At 65.3% G+C, this 26378-nt stretch carries 20 protein-coding genes and 1 pseudogene; 5 read left to right on the forward strand and 16 right to left on the reverse strand.

The annotated features are described in order from the left end of the window. Positions 1 to 7: 7 nt before the first annotated feature. The 11 genes and pseudogenes from CR919_RS13230 to CR919_RS13275 form a co-directional block, all read right to left on the reverse strand. Positions 8 to 1117 (reverse strand): hypothetical protein, encoded by a 1110-nt coding sequence (locus CR919_RS13230; protein ID WP_243380161.1) that lies wholly within the window; start codon positions 1115 to 1117, stop codon positions 8 to 10. Positions 1118 to 1257: 140 nt separating this feature from the next. Next, a complete protein-coding gene (locus CR919_RS13235) occupies positions 1258 to 2904 on the reverse strand; it encodes a glycosyltransferase family 2 protein (protein WP_099820424.1) in 1647 nt (548 codons plus the stop codon). 241 nt (positions 2905 to 3145) lie between these two features. Continuing rightward, positions 3146 to 4057, reverse strand: coding sequence for a wsae (locus CR919_RS13240; RefSeq protein WP_243380163.1), 912 nt, complete (start codon positions 4055 to 4057; stop codon positions 3146 to 3148). Between the two features lie 48 nt (positions 4058 to 4105). Next, positions 4106 to 4387, reverse strand: a pseudogene (locus CR919_RS21355) (wsae); the annotation flags it as partial. After that, positions 4353 to 5585, reverse strand: a complete 1233-nt coding sequence (locus tag CR919_RS13245; RefSeq protein ID WP_343124858.1) for an ABC transporter ATP-binding protein — start codon at positions 5583 to 5585, stop codon at positions 4353 to 4355. The pseudogene CR919_RS21355 and the gene CR919_RS13245, both read right to left, overlap by 35 nt. Then, positions 5582 to 6364 carry an ABC transporter permease gene (locus tag CR919_RS13250; RefSeq protein ID WP_099820396.1) on the reverse strand — a complete coding sequence of 261 codons (783 nt, stop codon included), beginning with the start codon at positions 6362 to 6364 and terminating at the stop codon, positions 5582 to 5584. The genes CR919_RS13245 and CR919_RS13250 overlap by 4 nt, the downstream gene beginning before the upstream one ends. Positions 6365 to 6367: 3 nt before the next feature. Continuing rightward, positions 6368 to 7552, reverse strand: coding sequence for a cystathionine gamma-synthase (locus CR919_RS13255; protein ID WP_099820397.1), 1185 nt, complete (start codon positions 7550 to 7552; stop codon positions 6368 to 6370). A gap of 123 nt (positions 7553 to 7675) precedes the next feature. After that, entirely contained in the window at positions 7676 to 9046 is a 1371-nt protein-coding gene (locus CR919_RS13260; protein ID WP_099820398.1) for a pyridoxal-phosphate dependent enzyme, read from the reverse strand. A 352-nt stretch (positions 9047 to 9398) separates the two neighbouring features. Further along, positions 9399 to 9635, reverse strand: a complete 237-nt coding sequence (locus CR919_RS13265) for a YdcH family protein (protein WP_099820399.1) — start codon at positions 9633 to 9635, stop codon at positions 9399 to 9401. Between the two features lie 323 nt (positions 9636 to 9958). Beyond that, positions 9959 to 10843, reverse strand: coding sequence for an OmpA family protein (locus tag CR919_RS13270; protein ID WP_099820400.1), 885 nt, complete (start codon positions 10841 to 10843; stop codon positions 9959 to 9961). Beyond that, positions 10840 to 11205 carry a DUF4398 domain-containing protein gene (locus CR919_RS13275; protein ID WP_099820401.1) on the reverse strand — a complete coding sequence of 122 codons (366 nt, stop codon included), beginning with the start codon at positions 11203 to 11205 and terminating at the stop codon, positions 10840 to 10842. The genes CR919_RS13270 and CR919_RS13275 overlap by 4 nt, the downstream gene beginning before the upstream one ends. A 121-nt stretch (positions 11206 to 11326) precedes the next feature. Here CR919_RS13275 and CR919_RS13280 point away from each other — a divergent pair, with 121 nt between their 5' ends. The 3 genes from CR919_RS13280 (at position 11327) to CR919_RS13290 (ending at position 15306) form a co-directional block, all read left to right on the forward strand. Continuing rightward, the gene (locus CR919_RS13280; RefSeq protein ID WP_099820402.1) at positions 11327 to 12454 is read left to right on the forward strand and encodes a PilT/PilU family type 4a pilus ATPase; all 1128 of its coding nucleotides are present in this window, start codon (positions 11327 to 11329) and stop codon (positions 12452 to 12454) included. 115 nt (positions 12455 to 12569) lie between these two features. Then, positions 12570 to 13853, forward strand: a complete 1284-nt coding sequence (locus tag CR919_RS13285; RefSeq protein ID WP_099820403.1) for a putative DNA modification/repair radical SAM protein — start codon at positions 12570 to 12572, stop codon at positions 13851 to 13853. Beyond that, positions 13834 to 15306 (forward strand): UdgX family uracil-DNA binding protein, encoded by a 1473-nt coding sequence (locus tag CR919_RS13290; protein ID WP_099820404.1) that lies wholly within the window; start codon positions 13834 to 13836, stop codon positions 15304 to 15306. Before CR919_RS13285 ends, CR919_RS13290 begins: the two co-directional genes overlap by 20 nt. Before the next feature lie 33 nt (positions 15307 to 15339). Here the strand turns inward: CR919_RS13290 and maiA are convergent, their stop codons facing one another. Together maiA and CR919_RS13300 are read right to left on the reverse strand one after the other, a co-directional pair. Further along, on the reverse strand, positions 15340 to 16008 hold the full coding sequence (maiA, locus tag CR919_RS13295; RefSeq protein ID WP_099820426.1) for a maleylacetoacetate isomerase: 669 nt from the start codon (positions 16006 to 16008) through the stop codon (positions 15340 to 15342). Between the two features lie 14 nt (positions 16009 to 16022). Further along, the gene (locus tag CR919_RS13300; protein WP_099820405.1) at positions 16023 to 17012 is read right to left on the reverse strand and encodes a fumarylacetoacetate hydrolase family protein; all 990 of its coding nucleotides are present in this window, start codon (positions 17010 to 17012) and stop codon (positions 16023 to 16025) included. A gap of 1030 nt (positions 17013 to 18042) precedes the next feature. Between CR919_RS13300 and CR919_RS13315 the strand changes: the two genes are divergently transcribed. Continuing rightward, on the forward strand, positions 18043 to 19464 hold the full coding sequence (locus tag CR919_RS13315) for a DEAD/DEAH box helicase (RefSeq protein WP_099820407.1): 1422 nt from the start codon (positions 18043 to 18045) through the stop codon (positions 19462 to 19464). A 237-nt stretch (positions 19465 to 19701) separates the two neighbouring features. Here CR919_RS13315 and CR919_RS13320 read toward each other — a convergent pair whose 3' ends face one another. The 3 genes from CR919_RS13320 to CR919_RS13330 form a co-directional block, all read right to left on the reverse strand. Continuing rightward, positions 19702 to 19947 carry a hypothetical protein gene (locus CR919_RS13320; protein ID WP_099820408.1) on the reverse strand — a complete coding sequence of 82 codons (246 nt, stop codon included), beginning with the start codon at positions 19945 to 19947 and terminating at the stop codon, positions 19702 to 19704. Between the two features lie 96 nt (positions 19948 to 20043). Beyond that, positions 20044 to 22638, reverse strand: a complete 2595-nt coding sequence (locus tag CR919_RS13325) for a M14 family zinc carboxypeptidase (protein WP_099820409.1) — start codon at positions 22636 to 22638, stop codon at positions 20044 to 20046. Between the two features lie 64 nt (positions 22639 to 22702). Beyond that, positions 22703 to 25342: a TonB-dependent receptor gene (locus CR919_RS13330; protein ID WP_099820410.1), complete on the reverse strand. Its 2640-nt coding sequence runs from the start codon at positions 25340 to 25342 to the stop codon at positions 22703 to 22705. A 195-nt stretch (positions 25343 to 25537) separates the two neighbouring features. Between CR919_RS13330 and queD the strand changes: the two genes are divergently transcribed. Next, on the forward strand, positions 25538 to 25900 hold the full coding sequence (gene queD, locus CR919_RS13335) for a 6-carboxytetrahydropterin synthase QueD (RefSeq protein WP_049444904.1): 363 nt from the start codon (positions 25538 to 25540) through the stop codon (positions 25898 to 25900). The last annotated feature ends 478 nt before the right edge of the window (positions 25901 to 26378 follow it).

Consider the following 26378-nt stretch of genomic DNA (forward strand, 5'->3'; position numbering starts at 1 on the left):
ATTGCTTTTATATCGACAACCCCAGCGCAGATGCCGCGTCATCCGCCACGCGGTCGAAGCTGCCAACCTGCAGCAGCGCATCATCCTCGCCAGCGATCATACCCGGGTGCATGCCGCGGGCCTCGCAGAGGTCAACCTGCCCCACCAGTGCGTCGCAGATTGCTTCGGGCGTCATTGCGTCCAGCGACACCACATTCGCCATGGTTTCATCCAGGCGCTTGTTGTCATAGCGATTGGTCACCACGCCCATACCGAACGCTGCCATTTCCAGCGGGGGGTAACTCGGGTGTGGGGAGACCATCAGTGACAGGCCGATGGCAGAGCTGGAAAGCAGCTCCGCGTAGGCGTCGATACCCAGCTTGCCCAGCGCCTTGAGCGCGAAAGGCCCCAGGTCGAGGTCCGCCTGCAGTTCGCCGGGCGCCGCCACCTCCCACTGCGAAGCGCGCGGGTCCTTCCAACCCCACAGGCGCAGGCCCTCGCAGATCAGCTCGAACGCGTTGCGCGGCGTACCCGGGCGCGCATAGACAACAATGCGGCGATTGCGCGGAGCCGGAGCCTGCCGCGCCTCCTTCAGTGCCGGGCGCAGGCCGTCATGCAGCACAGGCTCGAACACGGAACGCTGCGTATAGCGCAGGCCATGCTGTTCAAAGAAGTCTGCAAGCAGGCCGGTATTGAAGATTCCGATGTCCCGATCGCGGCGATAGGTGCTCAATGCCAGTGCGTACTGACTCGACCAGGCATAGAAGCCCGGCTCGAAATCCTGGATCAGATAGACCATCGGGCGATCAACGCCACCATTTTCCCCCTGCCATTGCGACAGCCGCTGGGCCGCGTACGCAGTCCACCAGGCGGTGGCTACCCAGATGTCCTCGCCGGCAACCGGCAACGTCTTCTGGTAGCGATCACTGAACGGGACGATCTGGCGCAGCGCCGATGAGGTCTGATCCGCGGGCACCAACACGTGGTCGGAGAACCGCGAAAGCGCCTCTTCATCCGGCGAGCTGTCCACCAGGATGATCCGCGATGCCGGAAAGTGCCGGCACAGTTCGCGGTAGATCAGCACTGCTGTGTGGATACCACCGAAATAGTGCTGCTTGTTGATCGACGGCAGCACCAGATTCAGCCGCTGGCCAACCCACGGGTCAGAGCGCGGTGTGCACGGCGTGATCTCGGCAACATGCGTGTTGGGCGTAGCTACCCCCGGTGCACTGGCGTCAAGGCGTGCGGCGATGCGTCGCAACAGGTGGCCGATACGACTCATTGCACGCCCCCTCGCAGGCGCGGGGACGAAGCCATGTAATCCAGGTTCGGGCTGAAGAACGGATCGCCCTCTTCGCGATAGGGCGAATACGCCTGCGCCGAGCGCACGAAATCACTTTCAGGAATCGCACGCGGATCGCGGGTCTTGGATTCGTGGTGGATCATCACCGACCGCGCTACGTAGACCGTCGCAAGGCCACGCGCATGCGCGCGCAGGCACAACTCGACGTCACTGCCACAGACGATGAAGCTCTCATCGAAACCGCCGAGCAACTCGAAGGTTTCGCGCGCCACCACCATGCACGCGCCCGTGACGGCGAGTACCTGCCGCTGCAGCACCGGTGACACGAACAGATTCTGGAAATGGATCGGGGACTCGCCCTTGAACACGTGGTCGGCCCAGCCGCCCATGCCGATCACCACGCCGGCATGCTGGATGGTGCGGTCCCCGTACAACAGTAGCGGACCACACACCCCAACGTCCGGTCGCAACGCGTTCTCGGCCAGGCGCTGCAGCCATTCACCGTCGATCACTTCGGTATCGTTGTTGAGGAAGACCAGGACCTCACCACGCGCCTCACGCGCGGCCAGGTTGTTCAGCGCCGACCAGTTGAACGGCACGTCGGCATCGATCACCCGGAAGTTGCGCCGCCGCGACATGGCCTGCAGCCACTGCAGGGTCTCGGGCTGGGTCGATCCGTTGTCGACGACGATGATCTCGAAATCGCGGTACTGGGTCTTGGCATACAGTGATTCGACACAGGTCCGCAGCAGGTCAAGCCCGTCGCGTGTGGGAATGATGATGCTGGCCAGCGGGCCCTCATCGGCATAGGAGTAGCGCACGTCATAGCAGAACAGCTGCTCGCCCTCATCCACACGGGCGCCGGGGTGGCCAGCCTGCACGTGCTCCTGCAACGCCAACTGGCCGGCGTGGTGCGCATAGGGCTTGGAGGCGGCGTTGGCCGCGGTGGAACCGGCGTGCGCGCGCCAGTGGTAGAGCACCCGTGGCACATGGGCCACGCGCGCACCTGCCGCCACGCACCGCAGCACCAGATCGTAGTCCTGGGCACCGTCGCAATCACTGCGCAGGCCTCCCATGCGGCGAACGAGGCCTGACTCGAAGCTCACCAGATGGCCCAGATACATCTGCGAAAGGAACAGGTCAAGATTCCAGTCGGGCTTGAAATACGGGTTGCGCAAGCGCCCGTCTTCGCCCAGCACGTCGTGGTCGGTGTAGACCACGTCGGCGGCCGTTTCCACGTGGCAGGCGACCACGGCCGCAAGCGCATCGGGCTCAAGCAGGTCATCGTGATCCAGGAAGGTTATCCAGCGCCCCTGGGCCACCGACACTGCCGCATTGGTGGTCGCAGCGATCCCCTGCCGCGTGGCCGAGCGCGAGACGCGCAGGTTCGGCAAGCGCTTGGCGAGCTCGTCCAGCACAAGCGAGACGTGCGGCTTGTCGGAGGCATCGTCGTGGATGCAGAGCTCCCAGTTGCGATAGGTCTGTGCCTCAACACTGGCCACTGCTTCACGCAGGAACGTCTCCGGCGTGTTGCAGACCGGCATCACGATGCTGATCAGACCGGCGTCGGCTGGCAGCGGCAACGTCGGCTGCGCTTTGAGCCACTGCTCATAGGCATCGATCGTGGTGACCGTACCCACCACCGGGTGGCTACCGTTGGCATAGGCCAGGATGGAATGCACCAGATGGCGTGGCCCCTTGCGCGATGCACGCACCAAGGCAGAAAAGATCGAACGCAGGGGAATGCCTTGGCCCTTCGCTCGGCGCAGGCCCCAGTAGATCCCTCTGGTCAAGTTGCGCAGCTTGGACATCAAGTGTTTCCTCTCTTGTTCAGCACGTACACGCTGCAAAATTCATAGTGGTTCAAAGGACCGCCCAGCCCAGCAGGCCCCCTGCAGCGGCGCCACCGATGCCTACCAGCAGCATTGCGACCTTCCACTTCCTGCGCGAACGCGCGTAGGCAGCTGCCTGGTGTTCGAACTCATCAGCGCTCTTCTGACGGGCCTGTTCGGCGCGCTGTTCGATGAGGGATGCCTCTGTGATCAGCTGCTCGTTGCGCTCATTGGCCAGTGCCAGTTCCTGCCGGCATTGCTGGTCGCGGTATTCCCATTGCTGCTGCTGAGTCAGCCAATGAGCATCGCCAGCTTCCTTGGCCGCCTGCAGTTCCAGCGCGTAACGGGCCGTATCGCCCCATTCGCGCTTGGCCGAGTCCAGGTCCACGATGTAGGCATCGAGTGCACGCGCGGTCGCTTCCCATTCGGCTTCCGAATTGCGCGTACGCACGGCAAGGTCGCGCAGGCCACGGGCCAGGCCCTTCAGCAGCGCGGTGGCTTCTTCGTCCTGCCCAGCCTGGAAGGGCGGCTCCGCCCGCAACCGGTAGACATCGCTGTCAAGGCGCAGCGCCACGCAGTATTCGCGATAGGGCTGGTCGCTGTGGTCGCCGGCGAACACGCGGCTGTTGTACAGACGATCAGCTGCGCTCACCAGCGGTTCCAGCTCGGGGAACTTCACCTTGATGAAATGTGCCCCCATCAAGCTGGCCCACAGCTCGGCATTGCCCTGACCGAAACGCAGCACGGTCAGGCCTGCGGCCTCGAACGTGGCGACGATCTCGGCAGTATCGACCAGGCCGAATTCCTTGTGCTCCTGCAACCAGACGTAATCCTCGCCGAACAGCTCGAACCAGCGGTTGTTCGCGTCCACCTCGGCTGCCTTGACCCACTCCTGCTCCGGCGGGAAACCGACAATGACCGCACGGCCAGCAACGCGCGCCATTTCCGCAGCCGCGCGCGCCCGCAGGGGTGCCGGAATGTGCTCCAGCACGTCCAGCGAGACCACCGCGTCAAAACCCTGGTCAGGGAATGGCAGGGCCGTCGCGTCGGCAACGATGAAATCCTTTTCGTCACCTTCGGCGTGCAGATCGGTGTACAGGAACGAAGCATCCGGCAGGAACTGACCCAGCAATCGCTGGCGGTTGGCACCGACCTCCAGAACGCGTGGCGCGGCCAGGTCCAGTGCGTTCAACAGGTACGCGGCCGCACCGTAACGCTGGTAGTGGTCGAACGGGATATCAAGAAGCGTCGACGTCATGGACCTTCCACTCATGGGGGATATAGACCACGCCTTCACTGAAGTACGGCGCGGCCACGGTGAACACGCTGGCTTCGGACAGATAGTCCAGACAGACAAGACCCTTGTCGGTGAACAGGCCAACATCGATACGGTAGGTGCCGGTAAGCAGGGTCATCGACGGGATGTGGTAGGTGACCCTGTGCGACCCGCGTGAGGTTGGGATCTGCACGCGTTCCAGATAGGTGTTGGGGCCGAATATATGCAGGCCATCCATGCCCTTGATGGCCACACCAAGCAACAGCCCCTGCACAGTGTCATCGACCACGGTGTAGCTGATATCCACGCTCAGCGGCTCGAACGGCGCAAGCATGTCGGTACTCAGCGCAACGGTCTCCAGGTGCGCGGGGATGCTGTCCGGACGGGGCGCACGGCACGACTCGGTCGCCGTCTCGCTGGCCTGTTCGCGCCCCAACTCATAATCGCGGAAGCGGTCGGCGACAAAACTTGCCTCACCGTGCAGCTTGACCTTGCCCCCCTCAAGCCACAAGGCGGTCTGGCAGAAGCGCTTTACCTGCTCCAGCGAATGGGAGACGAACAGGATGGTGGCGCCGCGCGCGCGGATCTGCTCGATCCTTGCCAGGCACTTCATCTGGAAGCGGATGTCGCCTACCGACAGGGCTTCATCGATGATCAGTACGTCCGGCTCGGTGTGGATGGCCACGGAGAACGCGAGGCGTACATACATGCCGCTGGAGTACGTCTTTACCGGACGGTCGAAGAAATCACCAATATCAGCGAATTCGATGATCGACTGCAGCTTGTCATCCACTTCCCTGCGACTCAGGCCGAGCAGCGATGCACTCAGGTAGACGTTGTCACGCCCGGAGAAATCAGGATTGAATCCCGCTCCCAGTTCCAGCAGAGCTGCAAAGCGGCCGTGGATGGCAACCGAACCGGAGGTGGGTCGCACGGTGCCGCACAATATCTGCAGCAGCGTGGACTTGCCGGCGCCATTGCGACCGATGATGCCAACGGTTTCCCCTCGGGGTACAACCAGATTGACACCATCCAGGGCACGGAAGGTGCGGCTGGTACGATCACCGGAGGGCTTGAGCAATGACAGCAAACGATCGCGTGGGCTGGCATAGACCGGATAGTCTTTGGTCACACCCAGCACTTCGATCGCCGAATCGGCGTTGCCCTGCATCGGGGCGGGCTGTGTGTTGGTCATAGGACGTCCGAGAAACCGCGCGACAGGCGACGGAAAAGAGCATAGGCAATCATGGCCGCCACAATCGACAGCAGGAAATGCGGCAGCAGCACGGCCAGGTCAGGTGCCGTGTTCTGCAGCGTTACCGCCCGCAGCTGTTCAATTGGAGTCACCAGAGGGTTGAAGTACACCAGCCCCTTGGCCGCCGCCGGCATCGCATGTGCCGGGAAGAAGATCGGACTGAGGAACAGCAGCACGCTGCTGAGGATGCCGACAAACTGGCCGATGTCGCGCAGGTATACGCCCAATGCCGACAGCGACCAGGCGATGGCCAGCAGCATGGGGGTCATTTCCAGCAGGATCAGCGGCGAGACCAGTGCCCAAGGCGAAGGCGGACCGGACTGCCAGGTCAACACGATCAACAGGATGGCCAAGCCGATTGCCGACGTGGTCAGTGCGGCCGCAACCTTGACAATAGACAGCATTGGGAGCGGGAACACCACCTTCTTAACGAAGTTGGGTTGACCAGCGATGATGCCCGGCGCGGTGATCAGCACCTCCGACAGCAAGGTAAACGGCACAAGGCCTGCGAACAGCATCAGCGCGAAATCACCAGTGGATTCGGCGCCCGCCCAGCGCGCCTTGAAGACGCCACTGAATACCAGCGTATAGACGCTGAGCATCAGCAATGGCTGCAGCACCAACCACAACACACCGAGCACGGTGGTGCGATAACGGGCTGCCAGCTCACGACCTAGCAACTGCCGGAACAGGAACAGGAGATTTGCATGCTTCTGCATGGATCAGCGATTCCCTGCCGCCAACGCCCGTTCCAGATCCACCTGCAGATCCCCCAGGTCCTCAACCCCCACGCTCAGCCGCACCAGCGCATCACTGATGCCCAACTGCTCGCGACGCGCCACCGGAATCGACGCATGGGTCATCACCGCCGGATGGTTCACCAGGCTTTCCACGCCGCCCAGCGACTCGGCCAGGGTGAACAGTTCGGTCTTCTCGCAGAAGCGCTTGGCCGCGTCGAAACCGCCCTTCAGCACGATCGAGACGATGCCGCCGTAGCCGGCCATCTGCTTGCCCGCAAGCTCATGCTGCGGGTGCGAGGCCAGGCCCGGGTAGATCACCTTCTCCACCGCCGGGTGCTTTTCCAGCCACTGTGCCAGTGCCATCGCGTTGGCGCAGTGCGCCTTCATGCGCAGCGGCAGGGTCTTCAGGCCACGCAGCGCCAGGAAGCTGTCGAACGGACCCTGCACGCCACCCACCGAGTTCTGCAGGAAGGCCATCTGCTCGGCCAGTTCGGCGTTGTCGCCGACCACGACCATGCCACCGACCATGTCCGAGTGGCCATTGAGGTACTTGGTGGCCGAGTGCAGCACCAGGTCCGCGCCCAGCTCAAGCGGACGCTGCAGCATCGGCGAGGCGAAGGTGTTGTCGACCACCACGATCAGGCCATGGCGCTTGGCGATGGCGGCGACCGCGGCGATGTCGACGATCTTCAGCATCGGGTTGGTGGGGGTCTCGATCCACACCATCTTGGTCTTCGGCGTGATGGACGCTTCGAACGCCGCCAGATCAGTCAGGTCGACAAAGCTGAAGTCCAGTGCGGCGGTGCGGCGGCGCACACGCTCGAACAGGCGGAAGCTGCCGCCGTAGATGTCGTCCATCGCCACCACGTGGCTGCCGGCATCCAGCAGTTCGATCACGGTCGAGCTGGCCGCCATGCCCGAGGCGAAGGCAAAGCCGCGGGTGCCGCCTTCCAGGGATGCCACGCAACGCTCGTAGGCGAAGCGGGTCGGGTTGTGGGTACGCGAGTACTCAAAGCCCTGATGCTCGCCCGGGCTGGACTGCGCATAGGTCGAGGTGGCGTAGATCGGCGGCATCACCGCGCCGGTGCTCGGGTCGGGCGACTGGCCGCCATGGATGGCCAGGGTGGCCAGCGCCAGCGCGCGGTCCGGGGAAGAAGCGTGGGACATGTCGTTTCCTGATTGGCGCCGATGACCGGCGCCGTCGAAGGAGCGGGAGTCTATCAGCGCGGCCTTAACGAGCTTTGACGCGGATAAACCGGGATTCAGCAGCGATCTGCGGCGATAAACGCCTTACTGAACGCGCCGACGCAGGTAATTGAGCAGGTCGATGCGGGTGATCAGGCCCAGGAACGCGTCACCATCCATCACGATGGCCACCTGGCCGCGGTCGAACACCGGCAGCAGGGCCTCGATGGGCGACTTCACATCCAGGCGGTCCAGCTTGCTGACCATGGCGGTGGCCACCGGGTCGCGGAAGCGTGCTTCATCGCCATAGACATGCAGCAGCACGTCGCTTTCATCGACGATGCCGACCAGCTGGTCGCCGTCCATCACCGGCAGCTGCGACACGTCGTACAGCTTCATGCGCTGGTAGGCGGTGGTCAGCAGGTCGTTCGGACCGATCACGACCGTGTCGCGCTGGCCGTACGGGCGCAGGATCAGGTCGCGCAGGTCGCCGTGCTGCGGGCGCTCAAGGAAGCCGTTGTCCAGCATCCAGTAGTCGTTGTACATCTTCGACAGGTACTTGTTGCCGGTATCGCAGACCAGCACCAGCACCTTCTTCGGCGTGGTCTGCGCCTTGCAGTACTTCAGCGCCGCCGCCAGTAGGGTGCCGGTGGAGGAACCGCCGAGGATGCCCTCCTTGGCCAGCAGCTCGCGCGCAGTGTGGAAGCTCTCCGCGTCGGTGATGGCATAGGCCTGCTTCACTCGGCTGAAGTCGGAGATCGAGGGCAGGAAGTCCTCGCCGATGCCTTCCACCAGCCAGCTGCCCGACTTGTCGTTGAGCACGCCGTCATTGATGTATTCGGCCAGGATCGAGCCGACCGGATCGGCCAGCACCAGTTCGGTCTTCGGCGACAGCGTGGCGAAGGCGCGCGACAGGCCGGTCATGGTGCCGGAGCTGCCGCAGCCGAACACGATGGCATCCAGATCGCCATCCATCTGCTCGAGGATCTCCGGGCCGGTGCCGAATTCATGGGCGGCCGGGTTGTCCGGGTTGCCGAACTGGTTGATGAAGTACGCGCCCGGGGTCTGCTCGGCGATGGTCTTGGCCAGGTCCTGGTAGTACTCCGGGTGGCCCTTGGCCACGTCCGAGCGGGTCAGGCGCACTTCGGCACCCATCGCCTTCAGGTTGAAGATCTTCTCCCGGCTCATCTTGTCCGGAACCACCAGGATCAGCTTGTAGCCCTTCTGCTGGGCCACCAGTGCCAGGCCCAGGCCGGTATTGCCGGCGGTGCCTTCGACCAAGGTGGCGCCGGGCTTCAGGTCGCCGCGCTTTTCTGCCGCCTCGATCATCGACAGGCCGATGCGATCCTTGATCGATCCGCCCGGATTGGCGCTTTCGAGCTTCAGGTAGAGCTCGCAGACACCGGTGTCCAGGCGCTGGGCCTTGACGATCGGGGTCTGGCCGATGAGTTCGAGGACGGAAGAATGGATAGGCATTCGGGGGACTTCGGTTCGCGCCACGCAGGGCCGGACCGGTGATTATCCGACGGATGGCGACGAAAGTCAGGAGCCGTTTCTGTAGCGCCGGGCCATGCCCGGCGGGAGGCGTGCCGACCAACGGTCGGCACCCACCCGCTCGGCGCGCGGAAAAAGGGATGCGGACGGCCCCGGATCGACGAGGAGACCGGTACCGCCCGCATCGGGGGACGTGCCTGCAGGGCCAAGGCACCACCGCGTGTGGTGCCTTGGCGCGACGCCTGCGTTCAGCGGCGCCGCGTTGCCAGGTCAGGAGTGCCTGGCGGGGCCATCGATGGCCGGGTCATGCCATTCCGGGCACGACCGGGGTGCGTCAATGCGTGGGGGACGAGTTTGCGAGCGGTGTTTCGTACATTCGCAGAAGGCGTTGCTTGGCCAGCAGCTTCTCGCGCTTCATTCGACCCAGGGTGACATCATCGATCGGGAGTACACCCAACTCCGCATCCATGCACTTCTTGTTCAACTTGCGGTGCTGGTCATGGAGTGCCCGGAACTCCGGATCGCGCGCGCGACGGGCGTCGATCTCGCTCTGGGGCTGATCTTCAAACATGATGGACCTCCTTCGACAGATACACGAACGCCCCGGCCGCAAGGCACGGGGCGTTGTTCATGGAGGAGTGCCGGTCGATGCCCACATGGGTGCCCACAACGCCGTGCGGCACTGGCCTGCGCACGTCGATCTGCTGCGGTTCGCGCCCTGCTTGCATCGGCCCGGCCCTCCCATCGTCCGGTCTGCGTTATTGCGTCCCGGACAATTGACCCTACGCTTGCTCTGGACGGGGTTCAAGCCCCTGCGGCAAAAAGACCGAACCCCGCCGAGGCGGGGTTCAGGCTGAATACTCAACACAACGAAAAACAAACAATATCAAGCAATTACGGGGCGATGATGACCTCGGCCGAGCGGGCCCGGGTGGATGCCGCCTTCTTGCCCGCGACCTGGATCCGGCTGCTGGCGACGCCGGCGGAGACCAGCGCATCGCGCAGTGCCTCGGCCCGCTTCTGGCCGACGCCATTGGCACTGTCATAGGCCTCGATGCGGATCCTGCCCTTCTTGCCGATGTTCACGTACTCGGCCAGCGCCTTGGCCTGGTTGCGGGCGCCACCGGACAGGCTCGAGGCCCCGGCAGCGAACGCGTCACCGGCGAAGGTGAAGACCTCGCCACGGCCATCGAACTTCGAGCCCGGCAGCTTCTGCCCGGACACCAGCTCGGCTTCCTCACGAGCCAGTTTGGCCGCGTTCTGCTGGGCCGAGCTGAGGCGCTGCTGCTGCTTGCCGGCCACGCTGGTCAAGGCGTTCTCGGCATCCTGGCGGGCCAGGGTCTCGGCCTCGGCCGCCTGGCGCAGGCGTTCGGCCTCTTCCGCCTGCATCTGCGCCTGCATCCGCAGTTGCTCGGCTTCCTGGCGGGCGCGGGCAGCGTCGCGGCGGCTGGCTTCGATCAGCAGGTCGCTGCGGGTGCGCTCCAGGCGGTCGACCTCACGCGCGGCCAGCGCAGCCCGCACGGCAGTCTCGGCGATCTCGACCCGGCGCTCGGCCAGATAGGTAGCCAGTTCCTGGTCGCGGCGCTTGGCCTTCTCCAGGGTCGCAATGGCCTGCTGCGCCTGCATGCGCTCGAAGGCGCCCAGCTCGGCGGTGTCCGGATTGGCCTGGATCGCCATCAGCCGCTGGCTCAGCTGGCCGACCATCGGGTTGTCAGCGGCCAGGGCCAGCGCCGGCAGGGCCAGCAGCGTGGCCAGGGTCAGGGCGGAGATCGTCTTCATCGGCGGTCCTCCCCGGTCGACAACTGGCGTTGCAGCTGGTTGACCTCGTTGCGGCGCAGCTGCAGCTGTGCGGTCGCCGTGGCTTCCTCGCTGCGGGCACGGGCCAGATCGGCGTCAACGGCAGCGCGCAGGGCCAGGGCCGGTGCGTTCTTGCGCTCGCGGCGGTCGCCCGCGGCACGCTGGGCCTGCTCCAGTCCCTGACGGGCCAGCCCGATCAGGTCCGGGGCGTACTGGTCGGCATCGGCCTGGGTGGCTTTGTCCACCGCCTGCCGGGCCTGGGCCAGTTCCAACGCGCCGTCCTGCGCCCAGGCGGGGGCAGAGAGTGCGAATGCAAACGCCATCACATACAGGCTGTGGCGCATTCGTGCGAAGCTAAGTCGTTTCATTGGGGAGGCCGTACCGGTTGTCGGTTCGCGGCCATTGTCGTCAAGCCGGTACCGTGCTTGCAACGGGCACCGGCAGTTTCGTTGGGGAAAATTCGCAATGGATATCGGCTACTTCCTGAAGCTGATGACCGAAAAGAACGCTTCGGACATGTTCTTGACCACCGGCGCGCCGGTGTACATCAAGATCGAGGGCAAGCTGTATCCGCTCGGCAATACCGGCCTGCCGCCGGGCATGGTGAAGAAGATCGCCTACTCGCTGATGGACGAGGGCCAGGTGCCCCAGTTCGAGCGCGAGCTGGAGCTCAACATGGCCATCGCCCTGGCCGATGCCGGGCGTTTCCGCGTCAACGTGTTCAAGCAGCGCGGTGAAGTGGGCATGGTCATCCGCGCCATCCGCAGCCGGATTCCGAGCATCGAAGAGCTCAACCTGCCGCAGGTGCTGAAGGACGTCATCATGACCCCGCGCGGGCTGGTGCTGGTGGTGGGGTCCACCGGCTCCGGCAAGTCCACCTCGCTGGCATCGATGATCGATCACCGCAACAGCACCACCACCGGCCACATCCTCACCATCGAGGACCCGATCGAGTACCTGCACAAGCACAAGATGTCGATCGTCAACCAGCGCGAGGTCGGGCTCGATACCCACACCTTCCACGACGCGCTGAAGAATGCGATGCGTGAAGCACCCGACGTGATCCTGATCGGTGAGATCCTGGATGCGGAAACGATGGAGGCGGCGATCGCCTTCGCCGAAACCGGTCACCTGTGCCTGGCCACCCTGCACTCCAACAACGCCGACCAGACCATCGAGCGCATCCTCAACTTCTTCCCGGAAAGCGCCCACAAGAACGTGCTGATGAACCTGGCGCTGAACCTGCGTGCGGTGGTCAGCCAGCGCCTGGTGAAGAACAAGGAGGGGCGCCGCCTGCCGGCCACCGAAGTACTGATCAACACGCCGATGATCCGCGACCTGCTGCGACGTGGCCAGGTGCACGAGATCAAGGCGGCGATGGAAGCCTCGCTGGAAGAAGGCATGGAGAGCTTCGACCAGTGCCTGTTCCGCCTGGCCAAGGCCGGCACCATCGATCAGGAAGAGGCCCTGCGTGCGGCCGACTCCCGCGATGGCCTGGCGTTGAAGTTCCGCCTGTCCGAAGGCGGCAGCGGCGAGCATGATCCGTACGCGGACTTCTCGGCGGCAGCACCGTCGATCACCCACGGGTTCTGAGCCGCCCGAACGCCGCGCATGGACCCATCGGTAGCGCCGGGCCATGCCCGGCGGAATCCTGAAGGATTAAGGAGCGGTCTCATCCAATGAGACCCCTCGTGCGTAGGTTTCTTCAATGGAAACCATACGCAAGCTGGCCATTCTTGCCGACGCCGCAAAATACGACGCCTCCTGCGCCTCCAGCGGTGCGGGCAAGCGCGATTCGCGCGCCTCCGGCGGCATCGGCAGTACCGAAGGCATGGGCATCTGCCACAGCTACACGCCCGATGGCCGCTGCGTGTCGTTGCTGAAGATCCTGCTGACCAACTTCTGCGTCTACGACTGCGCTTACTGCGTGAACCGGGTGTCCAGCAACGTGCAGCGCGCGCGTTTCAGCGTGGACGAGGTGGTCACCCTCACCCTGGACTTCTACAAGCGCAACTACATCGAGGGCCTGTTCCTTTCCAGCGGCATCATCCGCAATGCGGACTACACGATGGAACGCATGGTGGAGGTGGCTCGACGGCTGCGCGAGGAGCATCGGTACGCCGGCTACATCCACCTGAAGACCATCCCCGAGGCATCGCCAGAGCTTCTGGCCGCTGCGGGTCGTTACGCCGATCGCCTGTCGATCAATGTCGAACTGCCCACCGAGGCGGGCCTGGCCACCCTCGCCCCGGAAAAGACCAGCACATCGATCCGCGGCGCGATGGGGGAGCTGCGCTGGCGCATCGAAGAAGCCAAGGAGGCCCGCAAGGCACCGGCAGTGACCGCGCCGGTTGCCAGCCGCAGCGCGCGCCCTCGCCCGCCCCGCTTCGCACCGGCCGGGCAGAGCACGCAGATGATCGTCGGCGCCGACGGTGCCAGTGACCAGCAGATCCTGACCAGCGCCGACAGCCTTTACGGCAACTACCGCATGCGCCGGGTGTACTACTCCGCCTTCAGCCCGATTCCCGATGCGAGCCGCCAGCTGCCGCTGCAACCGCCGCCGCTGCAGCGCGAGCACCGGCTGTACCAGGCCGACTGGCTGCTGCGCTTCTATGGCTATGGCGTGGAGGAGATCACCGACACCACCCAGGGCGGCATGCTGGACCTGGACATCGACCCGAAGATGGCCTGGGCGATCCGCCATCCCGAGCGCTTCCCGGTGGACCTGAACCGTGCACCGAAGGAGCTGCTGCTGCGGGTGCCCGGGCTGGGCGTGCGCAACGTCAAGCGCGTGCTGATGGCACGCCGCCACGGTCGTCTGCGCGTGGCCGACCTGGCCCGGCTGAAGGCACCGATGAGCAAGCTGCTGCCGTTCGTACAACTGGCCGACCACCATCCCCGCAGCGCGCTGGATGATCCGGCAGCACTGCGCGCGAAGCTGGCCCCACCACCCCGCCAGGGCTCGCTGTTCGATGCCGCGCCCGCTGCCTGAGATGCAACGCTGGTCTTTGCGGGTGGACCCGCCGTGGTCACTGGACGCCTGGCGCAACGCGGCGCGGGAGGCGTTGCTGCGCGGCGTGCGCCCTGAACAGCTGGACTGGCGGGTGGATTCCGAGCCGTCATTGCTGGATGCGCCGGCGGTGCAACAGGCGCCGTTGCCCGACGGTGCCATCGCACCGAACGTGCCGCGCGACTTCGTGGAACTGGCCGCGACCTGCCTGTGCCATCGCGATCCGCAGCGCCTGCCGCTGCTGTACCGCCTGCTGTGGCGCATCGCCCACGGCGAACGCACGGTGCTGTCCAATCCGGCCGATGCCGATGTGCTGCGTTTGATGGCGCTGGCGCAGGCGGTGCGCCGCGATACGCACAAGATGAAGGCCTTCGTGCGCTTCCGCGAGGTGCCCGGCGAGACCGACGCGTTCATCGCCTGGTTCGAGCCCGATCACAACATCGTCGACCGCGTTGCACCGTTCTTCGCCCGCCGTTTCGCCGGCATGCGCTGGGCGATCCTGACGCCCACGCGCAGCGTGCAGTGGGATGGCAGCGCGCTATGGTTCGGCGATGGCGGCACCCGTCAGGATGCCCCCGCCGAAGACGCACGCGAAACGCTGTGGCAGACCTATTACGCCAGCATCTTCAATCCGGCGCGGCTCAACACGCGGATGATGCAGCAGGAAATGCCCACGCGGTACTGGAAGCACCTTCCCGAAGCACAGTTGTTGCCTGGCCTTGTCCGCGATGCAGCCAGCCGCGTGCAGGAGATGCACGATCGGCCGGCACAGGCGCCGCAACGGCGTATTCCAGCGCGGCAGAACGGTGCAGCCGATGCCACTGCCGACGATGGCAGCCTGCAGGCGCTGCGCCAGCAGGCGACCGTCTGCCGGCAGTGTCCGTTGTGGGAGGCATCCACCCAGACCGTGTTCGGCGAAGGTCGTGCCGATGCACGCATCATGCTGGTGGGCGAACAGCCCGGCGATGTCGAGGACCTGAGTGGCCGTCCCTTCGCGGGCCCGGCCGGCAAGCTGCTGGACCGCGCGCTGCAGGAACTGGGCGTCGAACGCAGCACGCTGTACCTGACCAACGCGGTGAAGCATTTCCACCACGAACGGCGCGGCAAGCTTCGCCTGCACAAGCGCCCTGAGAGTCGCCATGTACACGCCTGCCGGCCGTGGCTGCAGGGCGAGATCGCACGGGTGAAACCGCAGGTGATCGTCTGCCTGGGTGCCACCGCAGCGACCGCGTTGTTCGGCAGCGGCTTCAACCTGATGCACGACCGTGGTCGCTGGCACGTGCTGGACGATGGCACCCGTGGTTACGCCACGGTGCATCCGGCCTGGGTGCTGCGGCAGAAGGATGAAGCGCGGCGCGAGGACGCCTACAGGCTGTTCCGCGATGACCTGCGGCAGCTGCTGGTGGCCGATTCCGCGCGCGCCGGAGACCGGTAGCGCCGGGCCATGCCCGGCGAGCACAGCGGCACGTCAGGCGGCGTCGACCTGGTTTTCCGGGCGTGCACCGGTGAATGCGTCCAGCTGCTGGCAGGCGGTCTCGATCCGGCGGAGGATCGGGTACGGCGCCAGATCCAGGCCGAAGCGGTGCGCGTTGTACAGCTGCGGCAGCAGGCAGATGTCAGCCAGACCCGGGCGGTCACCGTGGCAGAACGTGCCTGTCTCCGCGCTGGCGGCCAGCATCGCCTCCATCGCCGCGAAGCCCTCGGCCATCCAGTGCAGCGTCCATTGCGTGCGTGCATCGGCCGGCAACTGCAGATCGCGCTCCAGGTACTGCATCACCCGCAGGTTGTTGATCGGGTGGATGTCGCAGGCCACCAGTTGCGCAAGCGCCCGCACCCGTGCACGGCCCGCGGCATCGGCCGGCAGCAGCGGCACCTGCGGGAAGCGTTCTTCCAGATACTCCAGGATCGCCAGTGACTGGGTCAGCACGTGACCGTCGTGCAGCAGCGTGGGCACGAGCTGCTGCGGGTTGAGCCTGCGGTAGCCGTCATGGTGCTGCTCACCGCCCTCACGCACCAGATGCACCGGTCGTGCTTCGAAGGCCAGGCCTTTCAATGCCAGGCCGATGCGCACGCGGTAGGCGGCGCTGGATCGCCAGTAGGTGTACAGCACGATGCCGTCGTCGACCGGGATCTCCATCGCCGCCTCCATGCTCAGGGCTTGGCCGCCTGTTCGATGCGCTGCTCGATCGCACCGAAGATGCTGTTGCCGGCGGCATCGAGCATTTCGATGCGCACCACGTCGCCGAAGGACATGAACGGCGTACTCGGCTTGCCGTCGCGCAGGGTTTCCACCACGCGCTGTTCGGCGAAGCAGGACGCGCCCTTGCTTGTGTCTTCGTTGGCGATGGTGCCCGAGCCGACGATGGTGCCGGCGCTGAGCGGGCGCGTCTTTGCCGCGTGCGCGACCAGCTGGGCGAAGTTGAACTGCATGTCGATACCGGCTTCCGGCGCGCCGAACCACTTATCGTTGATGTGGGTCAGCAGCGGCAGGTGCACCTTGCTGTCCTGCCAGGCAGCGCCCAGCTCATCGGGGGTGACGAACACCGGCGACAACGCCGATCGCGGCTTGGACTGCAGGAAGCCGAAGCCCTTGGCCAGCTCGCCCGGGATCAGGTTGCGCAGCGAGACGTCGTTGACCAGGCCGATCAGCTGGATGTGGCCGGCGGCCTGCTCCGGGGTGGCCGCCATCGGCACGTCGTCGGTGATCACCACGATCTCTGCTTCCAGGTCGATGCCGTAGTCCTCGCTGACCACCTTGACCGCGTCGCGCGGGCCATAGAAGCCGGCACTGGTGGCCTGGTACATCAGCGGATCGCTGTAGAAGCTCTCCGGCACCTCGGCGCCGCGGGCGCGACGGACGCGCTCGACGTGCGGCAGGTAGGCGCTGCCATCAACGAATTCATAGGCGCGCGGCATCGGCGCGGCCAGGGCCTGCGGGTCCAGGTCGAACACGCCATCGGCGTCACCGGCATTGAGCGAGTCATACAGGGCGTTCAGGCGCGGAGCCAGATGGCTCCAGTCCTCCAGGGCCAACTGCAGGGTGGCGGCGATGCCGGTGGCGCGCACGCCGTGGCGCAGGTCACGCGAGACGACGATCAGGGTGCCGTCGCGGCCGCCTTCCTTCAAGGAACCAAGCTTCATGGTGGGTGTCCGGAGTCGTGGGCAAACAAGTTTCAAGTGTAATCAAATATCCGGTGCAGCCAAGCTGCAGCGCGGCATCGGCCCACCCTACCGTAGTGGGGGTTCGGCAGGGTTGCACCCTGCACCTGCAGAGGCCGGAGCCAAGCCAAAGCAACGGCGGGAGCAACGGCAACAGCCGGCTCTGGGTTTTCTGTGGGTTGGGCGGGGCGGTGTGGGCCTGCAGGACACGCCGTGAACCCATCCATGGGGGCTCGATGGCGCCATCCATGGCGCCAACGGTCCTGCAGGCCCACACCACCCCACCCTCGACAGTTTTCCGGTGACGGTTGGTAGATCCACGCCATGCGTGGATGAATCTCCATCGAAATCGAATATTTCGACAATTCATCGAAGAGCATCCACGCATGGCGTGGATCTACGTGTCGACCAAGGTCGACACCCACCCAGAGCAGGCCATGCAATTCCGACAGATCGCGGAAATCTGTCGAAGGCGGGGTGGGTCCGGTTGCGGGGGCGTGAGCCGCATGGGCCCGAGGCATGCCTCGGGCGGGTTGAGCAGGACGCCCAACCCCGGTCTTGCCGTGTGCGCAGGACAGCGCACACGAGCAAGCGGCGACCGAGCTTACATGGACGTACTTGCAGCGGCCCCCGCAACCGGACCCACCCCGCCATCCCACGGAATGCCCGCTGTTGACGTTGCCGTTGCCTTGGCCTCGGCGGGTGCAGGGCGCAGCCCTGCCGGAAACCCCAACCTGAACAGCCTGTTTTGCGTCAGGTCTCATCCTTCCGCTAGACTATCCGGGTCTGCAGCGGCCGTCCGTTTCCCTCCGGGATCGCCGGCGACAGGGGTCCGCCCCATCGCCCGCCCCCACTCCGACGCCGTTCGTCACGCATTCCAGCCTGCGCTTCGCGTTGGCTGCACCCAATTCTCGCAGCGCGGTTCACGGGAACGCTCCGAGTCAGCCGATCAGTTTGATCTGCCCCCGTCTGTCCGTTCGGACAGGCGTTAACTGTACTTGGAGCAATCTCGATGTCTTTTGAATCCCTGGGCCTTGCGCCCTTCCTGCTGCGTGCGCTCGCCGAGCAGGGCTACGAAACCCCGACCCCGATCCAGCAGCAGGCGATCCCGCTGGTGCTGGCCGGTCGCGACCTGCTGGCCGGCGCGCAGACCGGCACCGGCAAGACCGCCGCGTTCGGCCTGCCGCTGCTGCAGCATCTGGGCACCGCCTCGCAGGAAGTGCGTACCGGCCCGCGCAAGCCGCGCGCGCTGATCCTCGCACCGACCCGCGAGCTGGCCACCCAGGTGCATGACAGCCTGCGCGGTTACAGCAAGTACCTGCGCATCCCCAGCGCCTGCATCTACGGCGGCGTCGGCATGGGCAACCAGCTCGACATCCTGCGTCGCGGCGTGGACCTGCTGGTGGCCTGCCCGGGCCGCCTGATCGACCACCTGGAGCGTCGCAGCATCGACCTGTCCGGCATTGAAGTGCTGGTGCTGGACGAAGCCGACCGCATGCTGGACATGGGCTTCCTGCCCTCGATCAAGCGCATCCTGGCCAAGCTGCCCAAGCAGAACCGCCAGACCCTGCTGTTCTCGGCCACCTTCGAGGACAACATCCGCCAGTTGGCGCTGGAGTTCATGCGCAACCCGGAACAGATCCAGGTGACGCCGAAGAACACCGTGGCCGAGACCATCACCCACAAGGTGCATCCGGTCGATGCCAGCCGCAAGCGCGATCTGCTGCTGCACCTGTTGGCGCAGGACAGCCGCGAGCAGACCCTGGTGTTTGCCCGCACCAAGCACGGCAGCGACAAGCTGGCCGCGTTCCTGGAAAAGTCCGGAATCAAGACCGCGGCGATCCACGGCAACAAGAGCCAGGGCCAGCGCCTGCGTGCGCTGGGCGACTTCAAGGCCGGCCGTGTCACCGTGCTGGTGGCCACCGACATCGCCGCGCGCGGTATCGACATCAACGAGCTGCCGAAGGTGATCAACTTCGATCTGCCGATGGTGGCCGAAGACTACGTGCACCGCATTGGCCGTACCGGCCGCAACGGTGCGACCGGTGAAGCGATTTCGCTGGTGGCGCAGGATGAAGTGAAGCTGCTGCGCGCGATCGTGCGCCTGCTCGGCCGCGACATGGACATCCGCGATGTGCCGGGCTTCGAGCTGCAGACGCCGATCCGCTGGGGCAACAGTGCTCCGGGCAAGGCCGAGGCCGATACCGGCGAGCGCGTGCCGCGCAAGACCCACGCGCGCCGTCCGCACGGCGATGCGCCGCGTCATGCACATGCAGGCCCGAAGAAGGCCGGCGGTGGCCGTCGCGAGGGCGCTGGCAACGGCCAGCAGCGCGCGGGCGCAGGTGCCGGTCAGGGCCAGCGTCGCGGTGGCGGTGCCAATACGGGTGGCGGCCGTGGCCGCGGCCAGGGTGGTGGCGGCGGTCGCGCCAGCTGATCCCAGCTGACAGGGATGGCGTCTCCCGCTGCGCGGGGGCTGCTTATCGAGGGACGACGCTAACGCGTCGTCCCTTTTTTGTTGCTGGCTGCCGGGTGGTTTGAGAGCTGGCGGTTGGTTTTGTGTGGGCGTTGGGGAGCGGGGTCGGCGCAAAACACGCCGTAAACCCATCCATGGGGGCTCGTAGGCGCCATCCATGGCGCCTGCGGTTTTGCGCCGACCCCGCTCCCCAGCGCTTCAGACATTTCCAGCGCCTACTTGTCCCGCCGGGTAGCCGGGAGAAGAAGGATCAAAATCAAAATCAAAATCAAAATCAAAATCAAAATCAAAATCAAATTCAAATTCAAAGACAAAAGCAAAAGCCGGAATTCCAGCTTTTGCTTTTGCTTTTGCCCTTGCCCCCGCCTTGGGTTTGATGCGTCCGCGCCCGCTGGAAACTGTCGAGGGGAGGCCGGGCGGGGTGCGCAGGACCGTTGGCGCCATGGATGGCGCCATCGAGCCCCCACGGACGGGTTTACGGCGTGTCCTGCGCAGCCCGCCCGGCCTCCCCCACACGCATCAATCGAAGCGCGTAATGCCTCAACCCCGCGCTTTCGTCGGATTCACCAGATTCCCGAAGAAGATCGCATTGATCAGCAACCGGTCAGTGCCATGCCAGTACTTGCGATGCGCCGGATCATCGGCAAACAGGATCACGTTGCCCTGCCCCTGCGCCGACACCAGCAGCCACGCACTGCCGGCCACGCGACTGCGGTTGCGCTCGGACAGATACCCGTTCACCCGCGGCGTGTCGTCGATCCGCACCACCGTGGAAAACCCGTTCGCGCTCGGCTGCAGGATGACCGTGTTCTCCTTGTTGATCGCCAGTTGCCGGCGCGGCACGCCGAACGCCAAAGGATGGCTGGGGTCGACGTCGGCACTGAGGATGTTGCCGCTGACACGCTCGATCGCGGCGATATCGCGCTGGTCACCGAAGGCGCGGCGCGCGCTGTCTCCCGCGTCCTCTTCCTTGCCCAGCTTCTCGCCGTCGGCAAGTTTCTGTTCGATCGCCCACTTTGAAGCGCTGCCATAGGTGACCAGTGATCCACCGGCCTGGATCCAGCGCTTCAATGCCGCTACCGCGGTTGCGTCGATGCCGGTGTAGGTGCCGCCGGAGAGCACGATCGTGGTGTAGCGGTCCAGCGATACCTTGCCCAGCTGCTGCGGGTCCAGTTTGCTGGCCGGCAGGCGGAGCTGCTGGTCGAGCAGGAACCAGGCCGAACCGATTTCGGTGGCGGCCACGCCCTCGCCCATCACCAGCGCGACGGCTGGCTTGCGTAGTGCCTTGACGCCATCACTGCCCAGGTCGATGCCATCGCGGCTGCGGCCACTGGACAGCGCATGCACCTGCACGCCGGCTGCCCGCGCTGCGGCGGCGACCGCTTCCTGCAGCGCTGCGCCCTGCAGTGGCTGCCCGGCGACCGGTACCACGATGCTGCCACCAGCAAAGGCCACGTCACCCTGTGCGGTGCTGGCGGTGAACGGCTGGAAGGTGGCACGCGTGGACAAGCCCTTGGCCTGCAGGCCGGCCAGTGCGCGGCCCGCGTTGTAGTCGCGCCAGTCGATCACGTAGGCGAAGCCCGCTTCACCGCCGATCACTCCGCCCTGTACCGCGGGAACCTCGAGCACGCGGGCGCCGCCGTCGATGCGGCTGCGGCTGCCAGCAGAGGCCACGCCGTAGGCCGGGGCGATCGCATAGCTGGTGCTGCCGTAGAACACGTCGCCCTTGATCGGCGGGGTCTCGGCGAAGATCGAATGGACCAGCCGGAACTGCGCCTGCTGCACCGGCACCACGTAGGCGCTGCCTGCTTCGAAACGCTGGCCATCAACGGTGACGGCGCGATCCAACGCATGCACTTCAATCCTGTGCAGCAACAGCAGTTCCAGCAGGCGTCGGGTCAATGCCGGATCATGCGCATCGCCGAACACGAAGCTCTTTACCGGCTGCTGCGCGGCCTGCTTCAGCGCGCTCTGGAAGAACTGCTTCTGCAGATCGAACAGGGCGCTGCGCTCGGTCACCGCACCGCGCACGGTGCCCAAGCCGGTGGCCACCTGGTTGCGGATGGTGAACGGGAACGTCAGCAGTCCATTCACCGATTCCTGCACGCGACCACGCGAGCTGGCCTGTTCGACGGTGACGCCGACCGCGCCGTGGAAGTCGGGATAGGTCGAGCCGTACACGGGCGAGAAATTGTCGAAGTTCTCACCGGTGTAGTACAGCGAACCCAGCGCATCCAGCGCCTGGGCATGGTACTTGGCCAGGGTCTTGTTGAACTCGTACGACGCTGCCGGGATCAACGGACTGTGCATGCTCTTCGGCGATGGCTCGAAGTAGTACGTGCTGTCCTTGCCCATCTCGTGGAAGTCGATCTGCACGTTCGGGTACCACTGGTGGAACTGCGCTACCTTGGGTCGCGAATCCTGCTGGGTCAGCGCCAGCCAATCGCGGTTGAGATCGGTGAAGTAGTGGTTGGTACGGCCCTGCGGGAACGGCTCAACGTGCTCCTTGTCGGCCGGATCGGCCGAGGCCGGATCTGACGCCCAGGCGTTGTGCCAGTTGGCGGCGCGGTCGCGGCCATCGGGATTCTGCGCCGGATCGAACAGCACCACCGCCTGCTGCAGCCACTGCTGCGTTTCCGCGCTGCGGTTGGCCACCAGGTAGTACGCGGTCAGCATCGCCGCTTCGCCGCTGGAGGTCTCGTTGCCGTGCACGCTGTAGCCCAGCCACACCACCACCGGACTGTCACCGGCAGCGCTGCGCGGCTGCGCCGGATCAACCAAGGTCGCGTGCTGCTGGCGGATCTGTTCCAGCCGCGCGTGATTGCCGGCAGCGGTGACCGTGGCAATCAGCAGCGGGCGACCCTCATAGCTGCGGCCGATCTCGCGCACGCTGATCCTGTCCGAGTGCTTGGCCAGCTCCTGGAAGTAAGCCACCAGCTGGTCGTGGCGGGTGTAACGGCTGCCGATCGGATAGCCGAGGAACTGCTCCGGCGTGGGAATGGCGCTATCGAAGGCCGCTGCATCGGTGGTCTTCGGGAAGAAATAGGCACTCTGCGCATGCACCGCAGACGGCAGCGATACGGCGGTGGCGACGGCAAGCAACAGCGGGAAAACAGCACGGCGGTGGAAGGACACGGTGACTCCCCAGAAACATGGCAACACGGCCGGCCACACGGGGTGGCCGGCCGCGGCGGGTGGATCAGAAGCGGTAATCGAAGCCCAGCGTGAAGTAGCGGCCACGCAGGTCGTACTGGCTGAAGTCGTACGGCGCACGGATGCCCGGGAACGAAGCGTCGTACGGCGGCGTCTTGTCACCCAGGTTCTGCACCTTGGCATAGACGGTCAGGTTCTCGATGCCGGTGTAGCCCAGGTACAGATCGAACTGGTTGTAGGCATCGACGCGGCTCTGCACCGCGGCGGCGGCGGTGCTGGCCTTCTGGTCGTAGCCACTGGTGTAGTACCAGGTCACCGCAGCGGTGTAGTCGCTGTACTTCCAGTCCAGGGTGGTGGTGGCCTTGTTCTTCGGCAGGGTGGCGCCAAGGTTGCTGCCGGCATAGTCCACCAACGGGCCACCGACCACGGTCGGGCGCCGGTAGTCGCGCACGTGGGTGTAGGCCGAGGTCACGGTGAAGTCACCGAAGGCGGTGGTCGGGATGCGCTGGCGCAGCTCGACGTCGATGCCCGAAGTCTTCAGCTCGCTCAGGTTCTGGTAGCGGTTGTAGACCGCCTGCAGCTTGCCACGCTCATCGCGCTGCACGGCACCGGCGACGTTGTCGTTGACCAGGGTCTGGGTGTTGTTGGTACCGACCAGGTTGTCCAGCTGGATGCGGTAGTAGTCGACGCTCAGGTTGGTGTTCGCCCACGGCGACAGCACCACGCCGAAGTTCACGCTCTTGGTACGCTCCGGCTTCAGGTCGTTGTTGCCGACGGTGAAGAAGGTCGGGTTCTGCCGCGAGCCCGGCACGTCCGGATCACGCGGGTCGACCACGCTGCCGTAGGCGATGCTGGTGCTGTTGGAGTTCTCCGACAGCGACGGCGCACGGAAGCCCTTCGACGCGGACGCACGCACCAGCAGGAAATCCAGCGGCTGCCAGCGCAGGCCGAGCTTGGGCGAGAACGCGTCGCCGAAATCATCGTAATGATCGGCGCGGGCGGCGGCGGACAGCTCCAGGGTCGATGCCAGCGGCACGTTGACCTCGGCATAAGCGGCGCTGACCTTGCGCTCGCCATGCACTTCGGCAATCGCCGGGCGCACCTGCAGGCCGGCGTCGATCTGCCACGGGTTGTTCGAATCAAGCTTCTCGCGGCGCCATTCGGCACCGGCAGCGAAACCGATGTCACCGGCCCAGGTGTGGCCGAGGCTGCCGGAGATCTTCGCATCAATGCCCTGCAGCACCGACTCGGCCGGACGCAGGGTGGCGATGTTGATCGAATCGCGCACCGACTGCGGCGTCGCCGCCGGGTTCAGCAGGTTGTAGCTGCCGGTCGCCAGCGCATTGGCCAGCGCCCAGCGGTTGGCGAAGCCGCCGGAGACGGTTTCGCGCTCGCTGCTGCGCGCGCCGAACGCGGCCACTTCCCAGTCCCACTTCTCGGTGTTGCCACGCAGCCCGAACACACCGCGATAGGCGGTGGAGCGGTTGGTCTTGATGGTGCCGCCGAGGTCGAAGAAGGTGTATTCGATCGGAATCGCGCGGCCGTACGGGTTGTACGGATTGCCGGCCGGCAGGTTGGACGACACCGGCTCGGCCAGGCCGGTCTGCGCGTTCAGTGCGAAGCGACCGCTTTCCAGGGTGAAGAACGGGCTGCTGCCGAACCAGGCAGCACTCTTGATCTGGCTGTACAGCACTTCGCCGAACGCTTCGACGTTGTCGCCGAGGCGGAAGGTGCCGTTGGCGTAGGCCTGGTAGCGCTTGGTCGAAGGGATCAGGGTGGTGTACGGCGCCTGGTTGTAGCCGCAGGTGTCACCGGCCAGACCGTCGATCGGTGCACTGGCCACGCGGGTGGTGCCGGTGGGGCAGTTGCCGTTGGCATCGAGCATCGGCACGGAGGTGCCATTGACCAGATAGCGTGCGCCCTTGGCCGACCAGCCGTTCCAGCGGCCGCCGGGCTGGTCGCTGTAGATGCCGCTCTTGGTCAGGTTGCGCTCGTCCTGGTCCAGTCGCTCGCGGTTGTAGGCCTGCAGGCTGAAGAGGATGTTGTAGCCGTCCTTGTCGATGTCGCCCAGACCGCCCACGAACTTCAGGTTCTGCTCGTGCAGGCCGCCCTGGTCGGCGCCACCGAAGCTGCCGCCGATCTCGGCGCCTTCGAAGTTCTGCCGGGTGATGATGTTGACCACGCCGGCCACCGCATCGCTGCCGTACACCGCCGATGCACCATCCTTGAGCACTTCAATGCGTTCGACGGCCACCAGCGGCAGCGCGTTGAGATCGACGAAGGTGTCCGACAGGCCGCCGGCCGGGAAGCCGTAGTTGGCCAGGCGACGGCCGTTGAGCAGCACCAGCGTGTTCTTCTGCGAGAGGCCACGCAGACCGATGCCGGCCGAGCCCGACGCCCAACCGTTGTTGGTGGTCTCGTTGCTGGCATTGCCGGTGTTGGCCGAGATCGAGCGCAGCACATCGGCCACGGTGGCCTTGCCGGTCTGTTCCAGCTGCTGGCGGCCGATCACCTGCACAGGGTTGGAGGCTTCGGTATCGGCGCGTTTGATGTTGGAACCGGTGACGCGCACGGCAGCCAGGGTGCTGGCTTCGCCGCTGGCGTCGGCGGTGGTTTCGGCGGCGGCAGACAAAGGCGCGGCCAGAGCGACGGCCAGGGCCGCCACGAGCAGGGTGTGCTGGGGCATGACGATGTGGGGGAGGTAGTGGAAGGACGAGGTAAGTTCCGCAGTAATCCATGCCTGGCCGGGTTGCGGCCAATAACATCTCTTCATACGGATATAAGAGAAACTATCATCTCTTCATCCGGATGAAAAGAAGTTCTTCACGGAAAGGCAACGCGGGACCGGGCTGATCCGGCGCCTGCGGCGTACAATCGCGACATGGAAATCTTCAAAGTCTTCATGCTCGAGGCGGCGCACCGCCTCCCCAACGTGCCGCCGGGGCACAAATGCGCGCGCCTGCACGGCCACTCCTTCCGGGTGGAACTGAAGGTGGAGGGCGAGCCGGGTGCGCAGACCGGCTGGATCATGGATTTCGGCGACGTGAAGGCGGCGTTCCAGCCGATCTACGACCGCCTGGACCATCACTACCTCAATGACATCCCCGGCCTGGAGAACCCGACCAGCGAGAATCTGGCGGTGTGGATCTGGAACGAGCTCAAGCCCAGCCTGCCGGCATTGAGCGAGATCACCGTGCACGAAACCTGCACCTCGGGCTGCCGCTACCGCGGCCCTGCTGCCTGATCAACCCATTGATCTGAAAGGGATCCAGGCACCGGAAACGGCGCCTTCGTATTTTTTGTTGCATTGCCGCATGATCGGCGTATGCTGCATTGCATCAACGCAAATGCACGGCGGATGCGACTGGCAACAGCCACTGGCGCGACGCCCACGCTCATTGCATGGGTCCCTCCCCCCATGCAATCCGGACCCGGCAGATCCCTCCCTCTGCCGGGTCTTTTTTTGCCTGCCGTCTGGGATTCTGGAGCGCGTCTTCGTCCGGCTCTCTGCCAGCTTAAGGGCCCCGCCGGGGCAGGTAGGGGTCTGGGCAAATGTCCCCCGGCGCCGGCCTGCGGCCGCCCCCTCCTCCTTTACTGCGGTGGTCTAATCAACTTGGACACTCGATAGGATCATTTTCGAGCATCGAGGTAGACCCATGGCAAAACAGATCACTCAGGGCATGAGGGACGAGGCGGTTCGCCTTGTCGTTGTAGAGGGGCAG

This window comes from Stenotrophomonas sp. LMG 10879, from assembly GCF_002750935.1.
Lineage (GTDB): Bacteria > Pseudomonadota > Gammaproteobacteria > Xanthomonadales > Xanthomonadaceae > Stenotrophomonas > Stenotrophomonas lactitubi_B.

Bases quoted from the DNA above. Each gene is read 5' to 3' on its own strand.
- CR919_RS13240 (WP_243380163.1), bottom strand. From the start codon at position 4,057: ATGGCGCGCGTTGCTGGCCGTGCGGTCATTGTCGGTTTCCCGCCGGAG.
- CR919_RS13245 (WP_343124858.1), bottom strand. From the start codon at position 5,585: ATGACCAACACACAGCCCGCCCCGATGCAGGGCAACGCCGATTCGGCG.
- CR919_RS13250 (WP_099820396.1), bottom strand. From the start codon at position 6,364: ATGCAGAAGCATGCAAATCTCCTGTTCCTGTTCCGGCAGTTGCTAGGT.
- CR919_RS13255 (WP_099820397.1), bottom strand. From the start codon at position 7,552: ATGTCCCACGCTTCTTCCCCGGACCGCGCGCTGGCGCTGGCCACCCTG.
- CR919_RS13260 (WP_099820398.1), bottom strand. From the start codon at position 9,046: ATGCCTATCCATTCTTCCGTCCTCGAACTCATCGGCCAGACCCCGATC.
- CR919_RS13265 (WP_099820399.1), bottom strand. From the start codon at position 9,635: ATGTTTGAAGATCAGCCCCAGAGCGAGATCGACGCCCGTCGCGCGCGC.
- CR919_RS13270 (WP_099820400.1), bottom strand. From the start codon at position 10,843: ATGAAGACGATCTCCGCCCTGACCCTGGCCACGCTGCTGGCCCTGCCG.
- CR919_RS13275 (WP_099820401.1), bottom strand. From the start codon at position 11,205: ATGCGCCACAGCCTGTATGTGATGGCGTTTGCATTCGCACTCTCTGCC.
- CR919_RS13280 (WP_099820402.1), top strand. From the start codon at position 11,327: ATGGATATCGGCTACTTCCTGAAGCTGATGACCGAAAAGAACGCTTCG.
- CR919_RS13285 (WP_099820403.1), top strand. From the start codon at position 12,570: ATGGAAACCATACGCAAGCTGGCCATTCTTGCCGACGCCGCAAAATAC.
- CR919_RS13290 (WP_099820404.1), top strand. From the start codon at position 13,834: ATGCCGCGCCCGCTGCCTGAGATGCAACGCTGGTCTTTGCGGGTGGAC.
- maiA (WP_099820426.1), bottom strand. From the start codon at position 16,008: ATGGAGATCCCGGTCGACGACGGCATCGTGCTGTACACCTACTGGCGA.
- CR919_RS13300 (WP_099820405.1), bottom strand. From the start codon at position 17,012: ATGAAGCTTGGTTCCTTGAAGGAAGGCGGCCGCGACGGCACCCTGATC.
- CR919_RS13315 (WP_099820407.1), top strand. From the start codon at position 18,043: ATGTCTTTTGAATCCCTGGGCCTTGCGCCCTTCCTGCTGCGTGCGCTC.
- CR919_RS13320 (WP_099820408.1), bottom strand. From the start codon at position 19,947: ATGGCGCCAACGGTCCTGCGCACCCCGCCCGGCCTCCCCTCGACAGTT.
- CR919_RS13330 (WP_099820410.1), bottom strand. From the start codon at position 25,342: ATGCCCCAGCACACCCTGCTCGTGGCGGCCCTGGCCGTCGCTCTGGCC.
- queD (WP_049444904.1), top strand. From the start codon at position 25,538: ATGGAAATCTTCAAAGTCTTCATGCTCGAGGCGGCGCACCGCCTCCCC.